At 72.7% G+C, this 14,219-nt stretch carries 14 protein-coding genes and 1 pseudogene; 6 read left to right on the top strand and 9 right to left on the bottom strand.

Features of this window, described 5'->3' with window-relative positions; translation table 11 throughout:
• The 4 genes and pseudogenes from EAO71_RS23550 to ureA form a co-directional block, all read right to left on the bottom strand.
• A partial coding sequence (locus EAO71_RS23550; RefSeq protein ID WP_147980023.1) for an HAD family hydrolase occupies window positions 1-619 on the bottom strand: 619 nt, incomplete at its 3' end.
• Window positions 620-706: 87 nt separating this feature from the next.
• Window positions 707-1,723: an agmatine deiminase family protein gene (locus EAO71_RS23545; protein ID WP_147979819.1), complete on the bottom strand. Its 1,017-nt coding sequence runs from the start codon at window positions 1,721-1,723 to the stop codon at window positions 707-709.
• A 10-nt stretch (window positions 1,724-1,733) separates the two neighbouring features.
• Window positions 1,734-3,466 (bottom strand): annotated as a pseudogene (locus tag EAO71_RS23540) (urease subunit alpha).
• On the bottom strand, window positions 3,466-4,164 hold the full coding sequence (gene ureA / locus EAO71_RS23535; protein WP_147979818.1) for an urease subunit gamma: 699 nt from the start codon (window positions 4,162-4,164) through the stop codon (window positions 3,466-3,468). The pseudogene EAO71_RS23540 and the gene ureA overlap by 1 nt, the downstream one beginning before the upstream one ends.
• A gap of 137 nt (window positions 4,165-4,301) precedes the next feature.
• On the opposite strand from ureA, the gene EAO71_RS23530 reads away from it, so the two are divergent.
• Window positions 4,302-5,759, top strand: coding sequence for a cytosine permease (locus tag EAO71_RS23530; protein WP_261992308.1), 1,458 nt, complete (start codon window positions 4,302-4,304; stop codon window positions 5,757-5,759).
• A 107-nt stretch (window positions 5,760-5,866) separates the two neighbouring features.
• Here EAO71_RS23530 and EAO71_RS23525 read toward each other — a convergent pair whose 3' ends face one another.
• The 4 genes from EAO71_RS23525 to EAO71_RS23515 form a co-directional block, all read right to left on the bottom strand.
• Window positions 5,867-6,955, bottom strand: coding sequence for a branched-chain amino acid aminotransferase (locus tag EAO71_RS23525; protein ID WP_147979817.1), 1,089 nt, complete (start codon window positions 6,953-6,955; stop codon window positions 5,867-5,869).
• Window positions 6,956-7,196: 241 nt separating this feature from the next.
• On the bottom strand, window positions 7,197-8,237 hold the full coding sequence (locus EAO71_RS23520; protein ID WP_147979816.1) for a 3-isopropylmalate dehydrogenase: 1,041 nt from the start codon (window positions 8,235-8,237) through the stop codon (window positions 7,197-7,199).
• Between the two features lie 668 nt (window positions 8,238-8,905).
• Window positions 8,906-9,037, bottom strand: a complete 132-nt coding sequence (locus EAO71_RS39085) for a hypothetical protein (protein ID WP_261992307.1) — start codon at window positions 9,035-9,037, stop codon at window positions 8,906-8,908.
• Window positions 9,038-9,258: 221 nt separating this feature from the next.
• Window positions 9,259-10,140: a LysR family transcriptional regulator gene (locus EAO71_RS23515; RefSeq protein WP_147979815.1), complete on the bottom strand. Its 882-nt coding sequence runs from the start codon at window positions 10,138-10,140 to the stop codon at window positions 9,259-9,261.
• A 101-nt stretch (window positions 10,141-10,241) separates the two neighbouring features.
• Here EAO71_RS23515 and EAO71_RS23510 point away from each other — a divergent pair, with 101 nt between their 5' ends.
• Genes EAO71_RS23510 through EAO71_RS23500 form a run of 3 tightly spaced genes read left to right on the top strand, consistent with a single transcriptional unit; the run spans window position 10,242 to window position 12,370 of the window.
• Complete coding sequence (locus EAO71_RS23510; protein ID WP_147979814.1) at window positions 10,242-11,258, top strand: MDR family NADP-dependent oxidoreductase; 1,017 nt, start codon at window positions 10,242-10,244, stop codon at window positions 11,256-11,258.
• Window positions 11,259-11,294: 36 nt separating this feature from the next.
• Window positions 11,295-11,636: a PadR family transcriptional regulator gene (locus EAO71_RS23505; protein WP_147979813.1), complete on the top strand. Its 342-nt coding sequence runs from the start codon at window positions 11,295-11,297 to the stop codon at window positions 11,634-11,636.
• Window positions 11,633-12,370 carry a hypothetical protein gene (locus tag EAO71_RS23500; RefSeq protein WP_147979812.1) on the top strand — a complete coding sequence of 246 codons (738 nt, stop codon included), beginning with the start codon at window positions 11,633-11,635 and terminating at the stop codon, window positions 12,368-12,370. The genes EAO71_RS23505 and EAO71_RS23500 overlap by 4 nt, the downstream gene beginning before the upstream one ends.
• A gap of 22 nt (window positions 12,371-12,392) precedes the next feature.
• On the opposite strand, the gene EAO71_RS23495 is transcribed toward EAO71_RS23500, so the two are convergent.
• Complete coding sequence (locus tag EAO71_RS23495) at window positions 12,393-12,929, bottom strand: GNAT family N-acetyltransferase (protein WP_147979811.1); 537 nt, start codon at window positions 12,927-12,929, stop codon at window positions 12,393-12,395.
• 112 nt (window positions 12,930-13,041) lie between these two features.
• On the opposite strand from EAO71_RS23495, the gene EAO71_RS23490 reads away from it, so the two are divergent.
• Window positions 13,042-13,932, top strand: coding sequence for an alpha/beta fold hydrolase (locus EAO71_RS23490; protein WP_147979810.1), 891 nt, complete (start codon window positions 13,042-13,044; stop codon window positions 13,930-13,932).
• Window positions 13,933-13,967: 35 nt separating this feature from the next.
• Window positions 13,968-14,213 (top strand): hypothetical protein, encoded by a 246-nt coding sequence (locus EAO71_RS23485; protein WP_147979809.1) that lies wholly within the window; start codon window positions 13,968-13,970, stop codon window positions 14,211-14,213.
• The last annotated feature ends 6 nt before the right edge of the window (window positions 14,214-14,219 follow it).

Genomic DNA, 14,219 nt, shown 5'->3' with positions numbered 1-14,219 from the left:
CCGGGCAGCCCAGCGCCGCCGCGCCGCCGTCCGCGACCCGGTCGTCGCCCACCATGAGGACGTCGGCGGGCGCCCGGCCGAGCGCCTCGCAGGCCGTCGCGAAGAGCGCCGGATCGGGCTTCTGCACACCGTGCTCGAAGGACAGCACGTACGCGTCGATCAGCGGGTCCACCCCGTGGTGGCGGAAGAGCGGGCGCAGGTCCCAGCCGATGTTGCTGACGACGGCGACGGGGACGCCCCGCCGGCGCAGCCCTTCGAGGGTCGCCACGGTGTCCGGGTAGGGCCGCCAGGCCGCGGGTTCGAGGTGCCGCTCGTACAGCGCGTCGGCGAGCCCCGGAGCGGGCAGTCCGGCCTCCCGGGCGAGGGCGGTGTACGCGGCGCGGTGCTGCCCGGCGCTCAGGTCACGCGCGCGCCACAGGGGTTCCAGCGCGGCCGGCAGGGCGCGCGGCGAGGCACCTCCCGGCAGGGCGCCGGCCTCCTCCAGCCGCCCGGCGCAGGCCAGGAGTTCGGTCTCCGGCAGGTCGGTGCCGGAGGCGGCGACGACGGCGCGCAGCCACTCCTCGGTCGGCTCGACGCGGAAGAGGGTCCCGGAGAAGTCGAACATGACGCCCTTGATCATGAGTCCGATCCTGGCCCGGCCCCGGATCGCACGCAAGACCGTCCCCGGTCGCCGCCCGCTCGGCGGCGACCGGGGACGGCGCCGGGATCAGACCTTCGGCTGCTGCTGGGTGATGCAGTGGATGCCGCCCCCGCCCGCGAAGACGGTGCGCGCGTCCACCAGGGTCACGGTCCGCTCGGGGAAGAGCCGGCGGAAGATGCCCGCGGCGATCTCGTCGTTCGGGTCGTCGAAGCCGCACAGCACCACTCCGCCGTTGCACAGGTAGTGGTTGATGTACGAGTAGTCGACCCAGTCGCCGTCCTCGTCCTTGAGGACCGTCGGGGCCGGGACCTTCACGACCTCCAGGGCGCGGCCCTTCGCGTCCGTCTGGCGGCTCAGGATGTCGACGTACGTCCGCGAGCGCTCGTGGTCGGGGTGCGCCGGGTCCTGCTGGCTGTGGACGACCACGACGCCCGGCGCCGCGAAGGCGGCGACGATGTCGACGTGCCCCTGCGTGCCGTACATGCCGTAGTCGCCGGTCAGGCCGTGCGGGAGCCAGATGGCCTTCGTGGTCCCGAGCTTGGCGTGGATCTCGGCCTCGACCTGCTCGCGGGTCCACTCGGGGTTGCGCCCGGCGCCGAGCTGGACCGTGTCGGTCAGCAGGACCGTGCCCTCGCCGTCGACGTGGATCGCGCCGCCCTCGTTCACCAGGGGGCTGCTCAGCACCGGCGCGCCCACCAGGTCCGCCACCTGGCGGGCGATCTCGGAGTCGTGCTCCCAGCGGGCCCAGTCCTGCCCGCCCCAGCCGTTGAACACCCAGTCCACGGCGGCGAGCTCGGAGCCGTCCACGACGAAGGTGGGGCCGATGTCCCGCATCCAGGCGTCGTCGAGCTCGCGTTCCGCCAGTTCGACGTCCGGCCCGAGCAGGGCGCGGGCGGACTCGGCGCCGTCCGGCCCGACCACCATCGTCACCGGCTCGAAGCGGCGTACGGCACGGGCCACCGACGCCCACGCGGCGCGGGCCGCGGCGAGTTCCTCCTCGTCGGTGAAGGTGGGGTTGGGGCCCGGCCAGGCCATCCACGTGCGCTCGTGCGGGGCCCACTCGGGCGGCATACGGAAAGTCATGGTTCGGGTCCTAGAGGAAGTAGAGGCGGTTGAGGGAGATGGACTCGGCGGGTTCGGACCGGATCGGCTCACCGTCCAGGGAGACGAGGCCGGTCCGGTCGTCGACGCCCACGTCGCCGACGCGGGAGTTGAGGAGCAGGTTCCCCGGGCCGATGCCCCGGGTGTCGCGGACGGGGACCCGGCGGCGGCGGGTGGGCAGGGCGTCGGAGCCGAGGTCGACGGCGGCCCGGGCGACGAAGGCGACGGAGATGTCCGCGGGGGTGGCGCCGTGGGCGCCGAACAGGGGGCCGAGGACGAGGGGTTCGCAGGTGTCGGTGGCCGCGTTGGGATCACCCGTCACGCCCCACGCGGGGAAACCGTTCTTGATGACCATCTGCGGCTTGGCACCGAAGTACTGCGGCCGCCAGAGCACGATGTCGGCCATCTTGCCGACCTCAAGGGAACCGATCTCGTGCGCGAGACCGTGGGCGATCGCCGGGTTGATGGTGAGCTTGGCGACGTAGCGCAGGACCCGGGCGTTGTCGTCGTGCGGGCCGTCGCCCTCCAGGGGGCCGAGTTCGGCCTTCATCTTCCCGGCCATGGCGAAGGTCCGGCGTACGGTCTCGCCGGCCCTTCCCATGCCCTGGGCGTCCGAGGAGGTGATGCCGATCGCGCCCAGGTCGTGCAGGACGTCCTCCGCGCCCATCGTCCCGGCCCGGATCCGGTCGCGCGCCATCGCGGCGTCACCGGGCAGGTCGTCCCGGCCCGGATCCGGTCGCGCGCCATCGCGGCGTCACCGGGCAGGTCGGTCTTCAGGTCGTGGACGGAGACGATCATCCCGTAGTGCTCGGCGACCGCGTCGCGGCCGAAGGGCAGGGTGGGGTTGGTGGAGGAACCGATGACGTTCGGCACCCCCGCCATCTTCAGCACGTTCGGCACGTGACCGCCGCCGCAGCCCTCGATGTGGAAGGCGTGGATCGTCCGGCCCTCCAGCACCCGCAGGGTGTCCTCCACCGACAGGCACTCGTTCAGACCGTCGCTGTGCAGCGCGACCTGCACGTCGTGCTCCTCGGCCACCCGCAACGCGGTGTCCAGGGCCCGGGTGTGGGCGCCCATGTCCTCGTGGACCTTGAAACCGGACGCCCCGCCCTCGGCCAGCGCCTCGACCAACGGCGCCGGGTCCGAGGACGAACCCCGCGCCAGGAAGCCGATGTTGACCGGCCACGCGTCGAAAGCACCGAACGCATGACGCAGCGCCCAGGGCGAGTTGACGCCGACGCCCCAGACGGGCCCGAACTCCTGGCCGATGATCGTCGTGACACCGCTCGCGAGCGACGCCTCCATGATCCGCGGCGAGAGCAGGTGGACATGGGTGTCGACGGCTCCGGCGGTGGCGATCAGACCCTCACCGGACACGATCGAGGTGCCGGTGCCGACGACGACGTCGACCCCGTCGAGGGTGTCGGGATTCCCGGCCCGGCCGATGGCGTGGATCCGCCCCTCACGGATGCCGATCGACACCTTGCGGATGCCCTGCACCGCGTCGATCACCAGCACGTTGCTGATCACCACGTCGCAGGTCTCACGGACGGCCGCGGCCTTCAGATGCAGACCGTCGCGGGCCGTCTTGCCGAAGCCGGCGAGGAACTCGTCACCGGGCTTCTGCGCGTCCGACTCCACCCGGACCACCAGCCCGGAGTCTCCCAGGACGACCCGGTCACCGGCACGGGGACCGTGCACCGACGCGTACTCGTAGGGGTCCATCACTCGCCCTCCTTCGTGGCCTCGACACCGAGGTAGCCGCAGGCGGCCGCCCTGCGCAGCGCCTCCTCCTTCGCGCCCGGCGCGTCCAGCGGACCGTCCACCAGACCGGCGAAACCGATCGCGACCCGGGCACCCCCGATCGGCACGAGACCGACCTCGGCCACCCCGCCCGGATCGAACCGGAACGACGAACCCGCCGGGACCGCCAGCCGCATGCCGAACGCCGCCGCCCGGTCGAAGTCCAGACGCGGATTGGCCTCGAAGAAGTGGAAGTGCGAGGTGACACTGACCGGCACCGACGCGGTGTTGCGGACCGTCAGCGTCAGGGCTGGCGGCCGCTCCGCCTCGGTGGGTCCCGGGAGCAGGGCGCCCGGGGCGGCCTCCCCCAGCGCTCCCCCGCCGATCGGGTCGGAGACGACCGCGAGCCGCGAACCGTCGTCGAAGACGGCCTCGACATGCACTTCCGTGACGATGTCGGCGACGCCCGGCAGCACGTCGTCCGGCCCGAGCACGGACCGCGCCGCGGCGATCGCCTCGGCCAGCCGCAGACCGTCGCGCGCCGCCTCGCAGACGGCGTCCGCGACCAGCGCGGTCGCCTCGGGAACGTTGAGCCGCAGGCCCCGCGCCCGCCGGGCCCGGGCGAGCTCGGCGGCGCCGAAGAGCAGCAGCCGGTCACGTTCGGTGGGGGTCAGTCGCACCTGAAAACACCTCCTGTTTGAACGCCACTCTAAATGCTGAAGTCCAGTCTTCCAAGCATTGACGCGAGCCACTCGCGTGCGTCACATTGAGCGGCACTCAAATTCTGGCGAACGGCGCACACCACAGGGAGTCCCGCATGCCGATAGAACAGCGCGGAGTCGACACCATCCCCGAGGCGGAACGCACCAGCGGTCCCCGCGACCTCCTCTCGATCCTGCTCGGCTCGAACCTGTGCCTGGGCGTGATCGTCTTCGGTTGGCTACCGGTCTCCTTCGGTCTCGGGCTGTGGGCGTCGGTGACCTCCGTCGTCACCGGCACGCTCGTCGGGGTGGCCGTCACGGCTCCGCTCGCGCTGGTCTCGCTGCGGACCGCGACCAACCTCTCGACCTCGAGCGGCGCGTTCTTCGGCGTCCGCGGCCGGCTCGTCGGCTCGGTGGTCGGCCTGCTGCTCTCGCTCGGCTACACCGCGCTGACGCTGTGGATCGGCGGGGACGTGATGGTCGGCACGCTCGCCCGGCTGACCGGCCTGCCGACCGGCGGCGTCGCGCACACCGTGGTGTACGCGGTGCTCGCGGCCTGCACGGCCGTCGGCGCGGTGTACGGCTACCGGCTCCTGCTGCGGCTCAGCAAGGCACTCACGGTCGGGATGACCCTGCTGCTCGCGCTCGGACTCGTCGCCTACGCCGGGGACTTCACCACGGCCGCCCCTCCGGACACCCCGTACCTGCTCGGTTCGTTCTGGCCGACCTGGGTGCTGTCCGCGGTCGCGGCCGGACTCAGCGGCCCGGTCGCCTTCATCACCCTGCTCGGCGACTACACCCGCTACGTCTCCCCGGAGCGGTACAGCACGCGGACGGTGTGGCGGACCACCTGTCTGGGCCTGCTCGCCGGTCTGCTGGTCCCTCAGCTCTTCGGCACGTACACGGCGTTGGCGGCCCGCGGCGGCCTGGACTACGCGGGCCCGCTCGTCGCGGCCTCCCCCGTCTGGTACCTGGTGCCGCTGCTGCTCGCGGCGACCGCCGGCTCGGTCGGCAACGCGGGGCTGATGCTGTACTCCATGGGCCTCGACCTCGACGCCATCCTGCCCCGCGCGACGCGCGCCCGGGCGACGCTGGTGGTCGCCGCGGTGGCGACGGCCTTCGTCTTCCTGGGGCACTTCGCCTCGGACGCGCAGACGGCGATGACGTCGTTCGTACTGCTGCTGACGGCGATCGGCACGCCCTGGGCGGTGATCACCCTGATCGGCCACGCGCGGTGCGACGGGGTCTACGACCCGGAGGCCCTCCAGGTCTACAACCGGGGGACCCGGGGCGGTGCGTACTGGTACCGGGCGGGCTGGCACCCGCGGGCCACGGTGTCCTGGGCGATCGGCGCGGCGGTGGGCCTGGCCGGGGTCTCCACCCCGCTGTACGAGGGCCCGCTGCTGGATCTGACCGGCGGGATCGACTGCAGCTTCGTGCTCTCGGGACTGGCCGGCGGGGCTCTGTACGCGGCGCTGACGCCGGGGGCGGCCGCGGTGCGGGCACGGGCGGCCCGACGAGGACGGGATCAGGGGCGGGACCGGGGACGTGACGAGGAGCCCGTCGCTTCCTGAAGCCGCGGGGAGCCCGGGGCTCGCGGGCGCCCGGAAACGCGGGAATCCCCCGGGGCGGCCGCCATGGCCGCCCCGGGGGCTTCCGCCGTCCGGGGCCCGGACAGGGTCTAGCCCAGCTCGTGCGTCCAGCCGTGGACGTCCTCGGCCTTGCCCGTCTGGATCGCGAGGAGCGCGTCGCGCAGCTTCATCGTGACCTCGCCCGGCTGCCCGCCGGACTGCTGCCACTCGCCGCGCGCCGACTTCACGGTGCCGACCGGCGTGATCACCGCGGCCGTGCCGCAGGCGAAGACCTCGGTCAGGGTGCCGTTCTCGCTGTCGGCCTGCCACTGGTCGATGGAGACACGGGTCTCCTCCGACTCGAACCCGAGGTCCTGCGCCAGGCGGAGCAGCGAGTCACGGGTGATGCCGGCCAGCAGCGAGCCGGTCAGGGTGGGGGTGACGATCTTGTTCCCGTACACGAAGTACAGGTTCATGCCGCCGAGCTCCTCGACCCACTTGTGCTCCACGGCGTCGAGGTACGCGACCTGGTCGCAGCCCTTCGCCGCGGCCTCGGCCTGGGCGAGGAGGGAGGCCGCGTAGTTGCCGCCGGTCTTGGCGTCGCCCATGCCGCCCGGGACGGCGCGGACCCGGTCCTCGGAGAGCCAGATGGAGACGGGCTTCACACCGCCGGGGAAGTACGGGCCCGCCGGCGAGGCGATGACGACGAAGAGGTACTCGTTGGCCGGGCGGACACCCAGGCCGACCTCGGTCGCGATCATGAAGGGGCGCAGGTAGAGGGAGTCCTCGCCGCCGTGCGCCGGGACCCACGCCTTGTCCTGCTGGACGAGCACGTCGCAGGCCTCGATGAAGGTCTCGACGGGCAGCTCCGGCATGGCCAGCCGCTGGGCGGAGGCCTGGAAGCGGCGCGCGTTGGCGTCGGGGCGGAAGGTGGCGACGGAGCCGTCGGGCCTGCGGTACGCCTTCAGGCCCTCGAAGATCTCCTGGGCGTAGTGCAGGACGTTGGTGGCCGGGTCGAGGGAGAGCGGGCCGTACGGCACCAGCTGACCGTCGTGCCAGCCGCGCCCCTCGGTCCACCGGATCGTCACCATGTGATCGGTGAAGTGGCGGCCGAATCCGGGGTTGGCCAGGATCGCCTCGCGCTCCGCGTCGGACAGCGGGCTGGAGGAGGGCTTGAGCTCGATGGTGGGCGTCGTCATGAGTGCTTGTCCTTCACCGGTTGTGTGTGACGGACCGCGCTCACGCCGCTATCAGTGCTCTGCTAGGACGTCCGAGCTTTCCCGCATGCCGCGGCCCCACGTCCGATTATCGCTCGTGGGGGACGGTGCACGGAAACGGTGTGTGCGTGGTCCATGAGGGGATGGTGACACCCGACGCCCACACAGGTACAGCCGCCGGGTGCGGATGCGACCCGGCGGCTGTGAGAGAGCAGTCGGCGGGTCAGCTCGCTACGCGTACCGCGAGCGCGTCGCCGATCTCTTCCGTGGTCCGGACGGAGTCCCCGCGCTCGGTCAGGTCGGCGGCCACGGCGGCCTCGACCCGGGCCGCCTCGGCCTCGTGTCCGAGGTGGCGCAGCAGGAGCGCGACGGAGAGGACGGTGGCCGTGGGGTCGGCCTTGCCCTGGCCCGCGATGTCCGGCGCGGAGCCGTGGACCGGCTCGAACATCGAGGGGAACTCGCGGCTCGGGTTGATGTTGCCCGAGGCGGCGACGCCGATGCCGCCGGAGACGGCCGCGGCGAGGTCGGTGATGATGTCGCCGAAGAGGTTGTCGGTGACGATCACGTCGAAGCGGGCCGGGTCGGTGACGAGGAAGATCGTCGCCGCGTCGACGTGCAGGTAGTCGGTGGTGACCTCGGGGAACTCCGTGGCGACCTTGTTGAAGATGTTGGTCCACAGGTGTCCCGCGAAGGACAGGACGTTGTTCTTGTGGACCAGCGTCAGCTTCTTGCGGGGACGGGCCTGGGCGCGGGCGAACGCGTCCCGGACCACGCGCTCGACACCGAAGGCCGTGTTCACGGAGACCTCGGTGGCGACCTCGTGCGGGGTCCCGGTGCGGATCGAGCCGCCGTTGCCGGTGTACGGGCCCTCGGTGCCCTCGCGGACCACGATGAAGTCGATCTCCGGCTCGCCCTTGAGCGGGGTGGAGACGCCGGGCAGCAGCTTCGACGGACGCAGGTTGACGTGGTGGTCGAAGAGGAAGCGGAGCTTCAGCAGGAAGCCGCGTTCCAGGACGCCGGAGGGGACCGACGGGTCGCCGATCGCGCCGAGCAGGATGGCGTCGTGCTGCTTGAGGGCCTCGGCGTCCGCGTCGGTGAGGGTCTCACCGGTCGCGTGGTAGCGCCGGGCGCCGAAGTCGTACTCCTTGGTCTCCAGCTTCACGTCCTGCGGAAGGACGGCCGCGAGGACCTTGAGGCCCTGGGCCACGACCTCCTGGCCGATGCCGTCGCCGGGAATGACTGCCAGATCGATGCTGTGAGACATGTCGGCACCCTACTCCTCGTCCCAGTGCCTGACACGCTCTGTCCACGATGCGGACCTCTCGCGTCGCGCGAGCAGGTCGCGCGGGGCGGTCGACCGTCGAAGCGGAAGGCGGGCGGGGGCAGGGCGACGCCCCTTCGCAGGGCGGACGGCACCGGGCGGTCACCGGGGGCCCACGCGGCGCCCGGGGCCGTCGGGTCGGGGGCGGATCCGCCACGGACCGGCGCGGATCCGCGCGGCGAGACGGAAGCACGACGATCCCGGCCGGAACGTCCGGCCGGGGGTGTCGGGCACGGTCACGCCGGCGCCGTCGCCGGGCGGACGCTCGGCGGCGCGGAGCCGCACGGCGATGTGCCGGGCAGCCGGAACCGGTCCGCGGAACGGGATGGCCCGCGGCCCCGGTGCGGACCGGTCGCGGTCCCGCGCACAGGCGCGGGGCCGGTGAAAAGTCAGCCGGGACCGGTCGGAGACCGGGCCGGGACCGGGTCGCGTTGCCGCGGGCCAGCCCGGCCGCGCGCAGTACGGCGCACCGGGTCGGTACGGCGCACCGGCACGGGCGGCCCGCCGGCGACCGGTCCGGCGCGTGAGCGGTCCGGTGAGCGACCCGTCTCGCCAGGGACCGGTGAGGCCGGCGACTCGTCAGTGGCCGGTCACGTCGGCGAGCGGTCTCGTCAGTGACCCGTCTCGCCGCCGTTGTCGCGGCGGTCGAGGGCCCGCTGGAGGGCGGCCGCGGCGTTCTTGCGGGCGTCGTCGCTGGGGTGGGTGGCGGTGTGGCGGACACGGCGGGCGGTCTGAGTGGCCATGAGGGATCGACTCCTTGAGATCAGTGATGATCCGAGATCAGTGGTGATCGAAGGCGCCGGAGGGGGCGGGGAGCGCCGCCGCAGGGGTTACCTGCACAGGGGCATCGCGCTCTCGACCGCCATTCGCTGATGAAGCGAGACGTTCGGCTCCTACAAAGCTAGGACAGGTGCCCGCGTCTGTCTCCACAATTACTCGGACTTCCTACTATCTGAGACGGCGATCAGCCCACACCGCCCCGCAGCTCCCGGATGAGGGCCCGTACCGCCAGGGATTTCGCCAGCTCAGGAGTGGTGACGTAGCCGACGGACCGGGTCGGGCGCGCCGGGCCCAGATCGGCGATCCTGACGGAGGGCGGCGCACCCGTCAGGGACAGTTCGGGCATCACGGCCATGCCGAAACCGCTGCCCACCATCGAGAGCACCGCCCCGTCGTCCTCGGCCTGCACCGTGGCCGGCGGCAGCCAGTCCTGCGCCGCCCACCACTCCCGGGTGTACGAGGTGCAGTTCTCCACCCAGTCGACCAGCGGGAGCGAGCGCGGCTCCGTGTGTCCCGCCGGATGCACCAGCGCGTACCCCTCCTCCAGGAGCACTCCCCCGACGAGATCCGGCGGCACGGGAGAGGTGGTCCCGATCGTCGCGATGCCGATGTCCGCCCGCCCGTCCAGGACTTCGCCGGCCGTGCCGCGTCCCACCTCGCGCACGATCCGCACCTCGGGGACGATCTCGGGGTGACCGGCGGCCAGCCGCGCCAGTACGGGCGGCAGCAGATGCAGGGCGGCGCTGCGGAAGGCGGCGATCCGCAGCCGCAGCGGTCCGGCTCCCGCGTCCGCGCCGCCGCCCGCGCCCCGCACCTCCGCCGCCATCACCTCCAGCAGCCGCAGCACCCGGCGGGCGTGGGCGAGGGCCCGCTCCCCGGCCTCCGTCGGCGTGGCGCCGGACCGTCCCCGTACGAAGAGCACCGCCCCGAGCTTGCGTTCGCTGCCGCGCACCGAGTGCGAGACGGCGGACTGCGTCATGCCGAGAGCCGCGGCGGCGGCCGAGAAGCCACCGGCGCTCCCGACCGCCACCAGGACGCGCAGTTCGTGCGGGGCGAGGTCGGCCATCAGGGCTCCCACCTGGACGTATGAGGAGAGTTCATGGATCGGCTGCTGCCATCGACGCAACCCCCTGCCCGTCCCGGCCATTCCCTCCTACGGTCTCCGCCATGACGAACGACACCATGATCACCGTCCAGCAGACCGCGCGCCCAGAGGGCTTCCCGACCCCCGCGCACTTCGCCTTCGTCGAGGCGCCCGTGCCCGGACCGGCGCCGGGCACCGCGCTCGTCGAGAACCTCCAGTGGTCCGTGGACCCGTACCACCGCGAGGCGATGGACGGGGACTTCCTGTGGACGCTGGACTCCCCCATGGAGGGACGGACCCTCGGCCGGGTCCTGGAGTCCCGAGCCCCCGGCCTCTCTCCCGGCGACCTGGTCCTGCACCGCAAGGGCTGGCGCACCCACTCCGTGCTGGCACCGGACGAGGTGCGCCCGGTCCCGGACTTCGAGGGCGTGCCGCTCGCCGCGCACCTGAGCGTCCTGGGCGGTACGGGCCTGTCGGCGTACGTCGGCCTGACCCGGATCGCCCGGCTCCAACCGGGCGAGGACCTGTTCGTCTCGGCGGCGGCGGGCGGGGTCGGCACCGCGGCCGGACGCTTCGCCCGGCTGCTGGGTGCGGGCCGGCTCGTCGGCAGCGCGGGTTCGGCACGCAAGGTCGCCCACCTGACCGAGCGGGTCGGTTTCGACGCGGCCTTCGACTACCACGACGGTCCCGTCACCCAGCTGCTGGCGAAGGCGGCGCCGGACGGGGTGGACGTCGCGCTCGACGGGGTGGGGGGCGACCATCTGGAGGCGTCGATCGACGCGCTGCGCGAGTACGGCCGGATCGCCTGGGTCGGCGCCATCGCCCAGTACCACTCGCTCTCCGCTCCCCCGCCCGCCCCGCGCAACCTCTTCGACCTGGTCGAGAAGAGCATCCGGCTCGAAGGCTTCCTGGTGCGCAACCACATGGACGCGCAGGCGGAGTTGTACGACTTCGCGGTGCCGCACCTGCGGAGCGGGCGGCTGCCGCTGGACGTGACGGTGACGGAGGGCTTCGACCGGATCGTGGACGCGTTCCTCGGCATGCTGCGCGGCGAGAACGTGGGGAAGGCGCTGGTCTCCCGATCAGGCATGGCTATCTAGGTTGTGTTCCTACCTAGCCAGTGGTGGGATGCACCCATGGCCGCCGACCGCAGATCCAGCTGGCTCAAGGGAGTCCTCGACCTGCTCGTGCTTTCCCGCCTGACCGACGGCGAGAGTTACGGGTACGAGATCGCCAAGGCCCTCGCGGAGGCGGGGCTCGGCGAGATCAAGGGCGGGACGCTGTACCCCGTCCTGAACCGGCTGGAGGAGGCGGGCCTGGTGGAGGCCGAGTTCCGGGCCGCCGAGCGCGGGCCGGGCCGCCGCTACTACCAACTCACCGAGCGGGGCCGTACGAGCCTCGCGGCCGAGAGCGGGGCCTGGCTGGCCTTCCACCGCTCCGTACAGACCATGCTGCGACCAGGGGGACGGACACCATGACGACGGACACCTACTTCGAGGAGCTCGCCCGGGCGCTGCGCGGCGCGGGCGTGCCCGAGGCGCAGGTCGCCGCGACGGTCGAGGACCTGTGCGGGCACCTCGCGCAGACGGGGACGGACGCGCGGGCGGAGTTCGGTCCCGCCGCCGCCTTCGCGGCGCAGCTCGGGGGCCTGGCGCCGCCGCCCGGTGAGCCCGACGAGCGGGCGGAGAGGTGGACCTGGACCGCCGACCTCTTCAACGACCGCCGGATGCTGGAGATCCACGGGGACCAGGGCTGGGAGGTCGAGTCGCTCGACGCGCTCGGCCGGTTCGTCTGCCGCCGCGCGCCGGGGGTGGCACTGCGCTGGGAGTACCGGCGCGAGGTGGTCGGCGGCCGGCGGCGGGACAAGGTCCTGGGCGAACTGGAGCCCGAGGGCTGGGAGTTGTGCGGGGAGTGGCTGGTGTACGGCTACTTCAAGCGGCCGAAGGCGGCGAGTGCGGGTCCGGCGGGCGAACTGGCGGCACCGCCCGCGACCCCGCGGGAGTGGCTGTTCCTGAGCCGTCGCGGCAAGGTGGCGCTGGTGATCTGGGGGGTCGCCGTCCTGGCGGTCCTCGGCGCGGCCCTGTCCGGGCTGGGGCTGCCCGGGTACGTCATCGCGCTGTTCGGTGTGGGCTGGGCGATCTCGGCGACGTACACGGCGAAGCTGGAGTCGGAGGCGGGATACGTCCGCCGGGGCGGCTCGGGCGGGCGCTGACGACGGCGGGCCCTCGGCGGCGCTACAGCACGTCGCCGTCGCGCCAGTCGAAGACGAGCGGGGCGGCGGGAGCGGGGAGCACCCCGCCCGCGGCCGGGCGCAGGAAGGTGCTGCCCGCCCCCTCCGGGAGGTCGACGACGCCGTCGGGCCCGAGGACCTGGATCCGGCCGCCCCACACCTCCCAGCCGCGCGCCCGGTAGAGCGCGGCGCCCTCGTCGGACGCGGACAGCGCGCCGAAGGGGTAGGTCCCGTCGATCACCCGCTCCAGCTCGGCCATGACGGCGCCACCGAGGCCCTTCCGACGCCGGTCGGCGCGGACGGCGACGCCTTCGACGTATCCGACGCGGTACGAGCGGCCCCGGTACCGGACCCGGCGCATGACGACGCTGCCGTGGGCGACCACGCCCCGCCCGTCCTCGATCCAGGCGTGGACGCCGCCGAGGGCGTGGTCCCAGTCCTCGTCGGAGAAGTCGCCGTCGAAGGCGTCGTCGAGCATCCCCCGTACGGCGCGCAGCCGTTCGGCGCCGACGGCGTGGGTGGGTGCGGTCCTCACGGTCATGACCCCAGTCTGCCCCCTCTCCACTTCTAACCTCTTAAAATCCATTGACAGGTTAGAGAGGCGCCTGCTTGACTCGTCTTGTCACCAGTGAACGCGCTTCGAGGGGTTAGAGATGGCCATCACGCTTCCGGTCCACCACCGCACCGCCACGGTCCGCGGCCACGAGATCCACTACCGCGAGGCAGGCCCCGCCGACGCACCGGCCCTCCTGCTGCTGCACGGCTTCCCCACCAGCTCGCACATGTTCCGCGACCTGATCCCGCTGCTCGCCGACCGCTACCACCTCGTCGCGCCCGACCACCTGGGCTTCGGCCGCAGCGCCGCCCCGTCGGCGAAGGAGTTCGACTACACCTTCGCCGAACTGGCCTCGCTCACCGCGGAGTTCACCGAGACCATCGGCCTCGACAGGTTCGCGCTCTACATCCAGGACTACGGCTCCCCCATCGGGCTGCGCCTCGCGCTGGCCCACCCCGAACGCGTCACCGCGATCGTCAGCCAGAACGGCAACGCCTACGACGAGGGCCTCGGCGCCGACGCCTGGGCACCGGTCCTCGCGATGATCGCCGAACGCACCCCCGCCACCGAGGAGCCGGTCCGCGGCATCCGCTCGCTCGACGGCATCCGGTGGCAGTACGAGACGGGCGTGCCGGCCGAGTACCGCGACCTCCTCAGCCCGGACGCCTGGCACCACGACGCGGCCCTGATGGCGCGGGAAGGCCAGGACGACATCCAGCTGGACCTGATCGGCGACTACGGGAGCAACTTCGCGCTGTACCCGGCCTTCCAGGAGTACTTCCGCACGAGCCGGGTACCCCTGCTCGCGGTCTGGGGCGAGGGGGACGAGGTCTTCGTCCCGGCGGGCGCGGAGGCCTTCCGCCGCGACCTCCCGGACGCGGAGATCCACCTGCTGCCCACGGGCCACTTCGCCCTGGAGACCCACGCCCCGGCGATCGCCGGGCTGATCGGCGACTTCCTCGGACGGACTGTCGGACCGGCCGTATAGGGTCGAACAGCACGACGCCGAACACGGGGGTGGACATGGCGTTCGATGACGAATGGTCCCGGATCAGGACCGAGACGACCACGACGCGACTCGACCATCCCGACGCGCAGCGACTGACGGCCGTGATGACCCGGCTGCACCGGCTGCTGACCCTGACCGGCCCCGGCGGCCTCACGGACGCCCAGGTCGCGGCGCTGTGCGGTGTCGCGAAACCCGATCGCGAGGAGTTCACCGCCTGGCTGGGCGCCCTGAACGACCAGCTCCGCAAGGCCACGGCCTGACCCCAC

It is taken from the genome of Streptomyces sp. MS191 (assembly GCF_008042125.1).
GTDB lineage: Bacteria > Actinomycetota > Actinomycetes > Streptomycetales > Streptomycetaceae > Streptomyces.
Note: the sequence above shows the minus strand (reverse complement) of the source record. Positions and strands in the feature narration are given on the sequence as shown.

Bases quoted from the DNA above. Each gene is read 5' to 3' on its own strand.
- EAO71_RS23520 (WP_147979816.1), bottom strand. From the start codon at position 8,237: ATGTCTCACAGCATCGATCTGGCAGTCATTCCCGGCGACGGCATCGGC.
- EAO71_RS23495 (WP_147979811.1), bottom strand. From the start codon at position 12,929: ATGACCGTGAGGACCGCACCCACCCACGCCGTCGGCGCCGAACGGCTG.
- EAO71_RS23485 (WP_147979809.1), top strand. From the start codon at position 13,968: ATGGCGTTCGATGACGAATGGTCCCGGATCAGGACCGAGACGACCACG.
- EAO71_RS23500 (WP_147979812.1), top strand. From the start codon at position 11,633: ATGACGACGGACACCTACTTCGAGGAGCTCGCCCGGGCGCTGCGCGGC.
- EAO71_RS23505 (WP_147979813.1), top strand. From the start codon at position 11,295: ATGGCCGCCGACCGCAGATCCAGCTGGCTCAAGGGAGTCCTCGACCTG.
- EAO71_RS23545 (WP_147979819.1), bottom strand. From the start codon at position 1,723: ATGACTTTCCGTATGCCGCCCGAGTGGGCCCCGCACGAGCGCACGTGG.
- EAO71_RS23525 (WP_147979817.1), bottom strand. From the start codon at position 6,955: ATGACGACGCCCACCATCGAGCTCAAGCCCTCCTCCAGCCCGCTGTCC.
- EAO71_RS23530 (WP_261992308.1), top strand. From the start codon at position 4,302: ATGCCGATAGAACAGCGCGGAGTCGACACCATCCCCGAGGCGGAACGC.
- EAO71_RS39085 (WP_261992307.1), bottom strand. From the start codon at position 9,037: ATGGCCACTCAGACCGCCCGCCGTGTCCGCCACACCGCCACCCACCCC.
- EAO71_RS23490 (WP_147979810.1), top strand. From the start codon at position 13,042: ATGGCCATCACGCTTCCGGTCCACCACCGCACCGCCACGGTCCGCGGC.
- EAO71_RS23510 (WP_147979814.1), top strand. From the start codon at position 10,242: ATGACGAACGACACCATGATCACCGTCCAGCAGACCGCGCGCCCAGAG.
- EAO71_RS23515 (WP_147979815.1), bottom strand. From the start codon at position 10,140: ATGGCCGACCTCGCCCCGCACGAACTGCGCGTCCTGGTGGCGGTCGGG.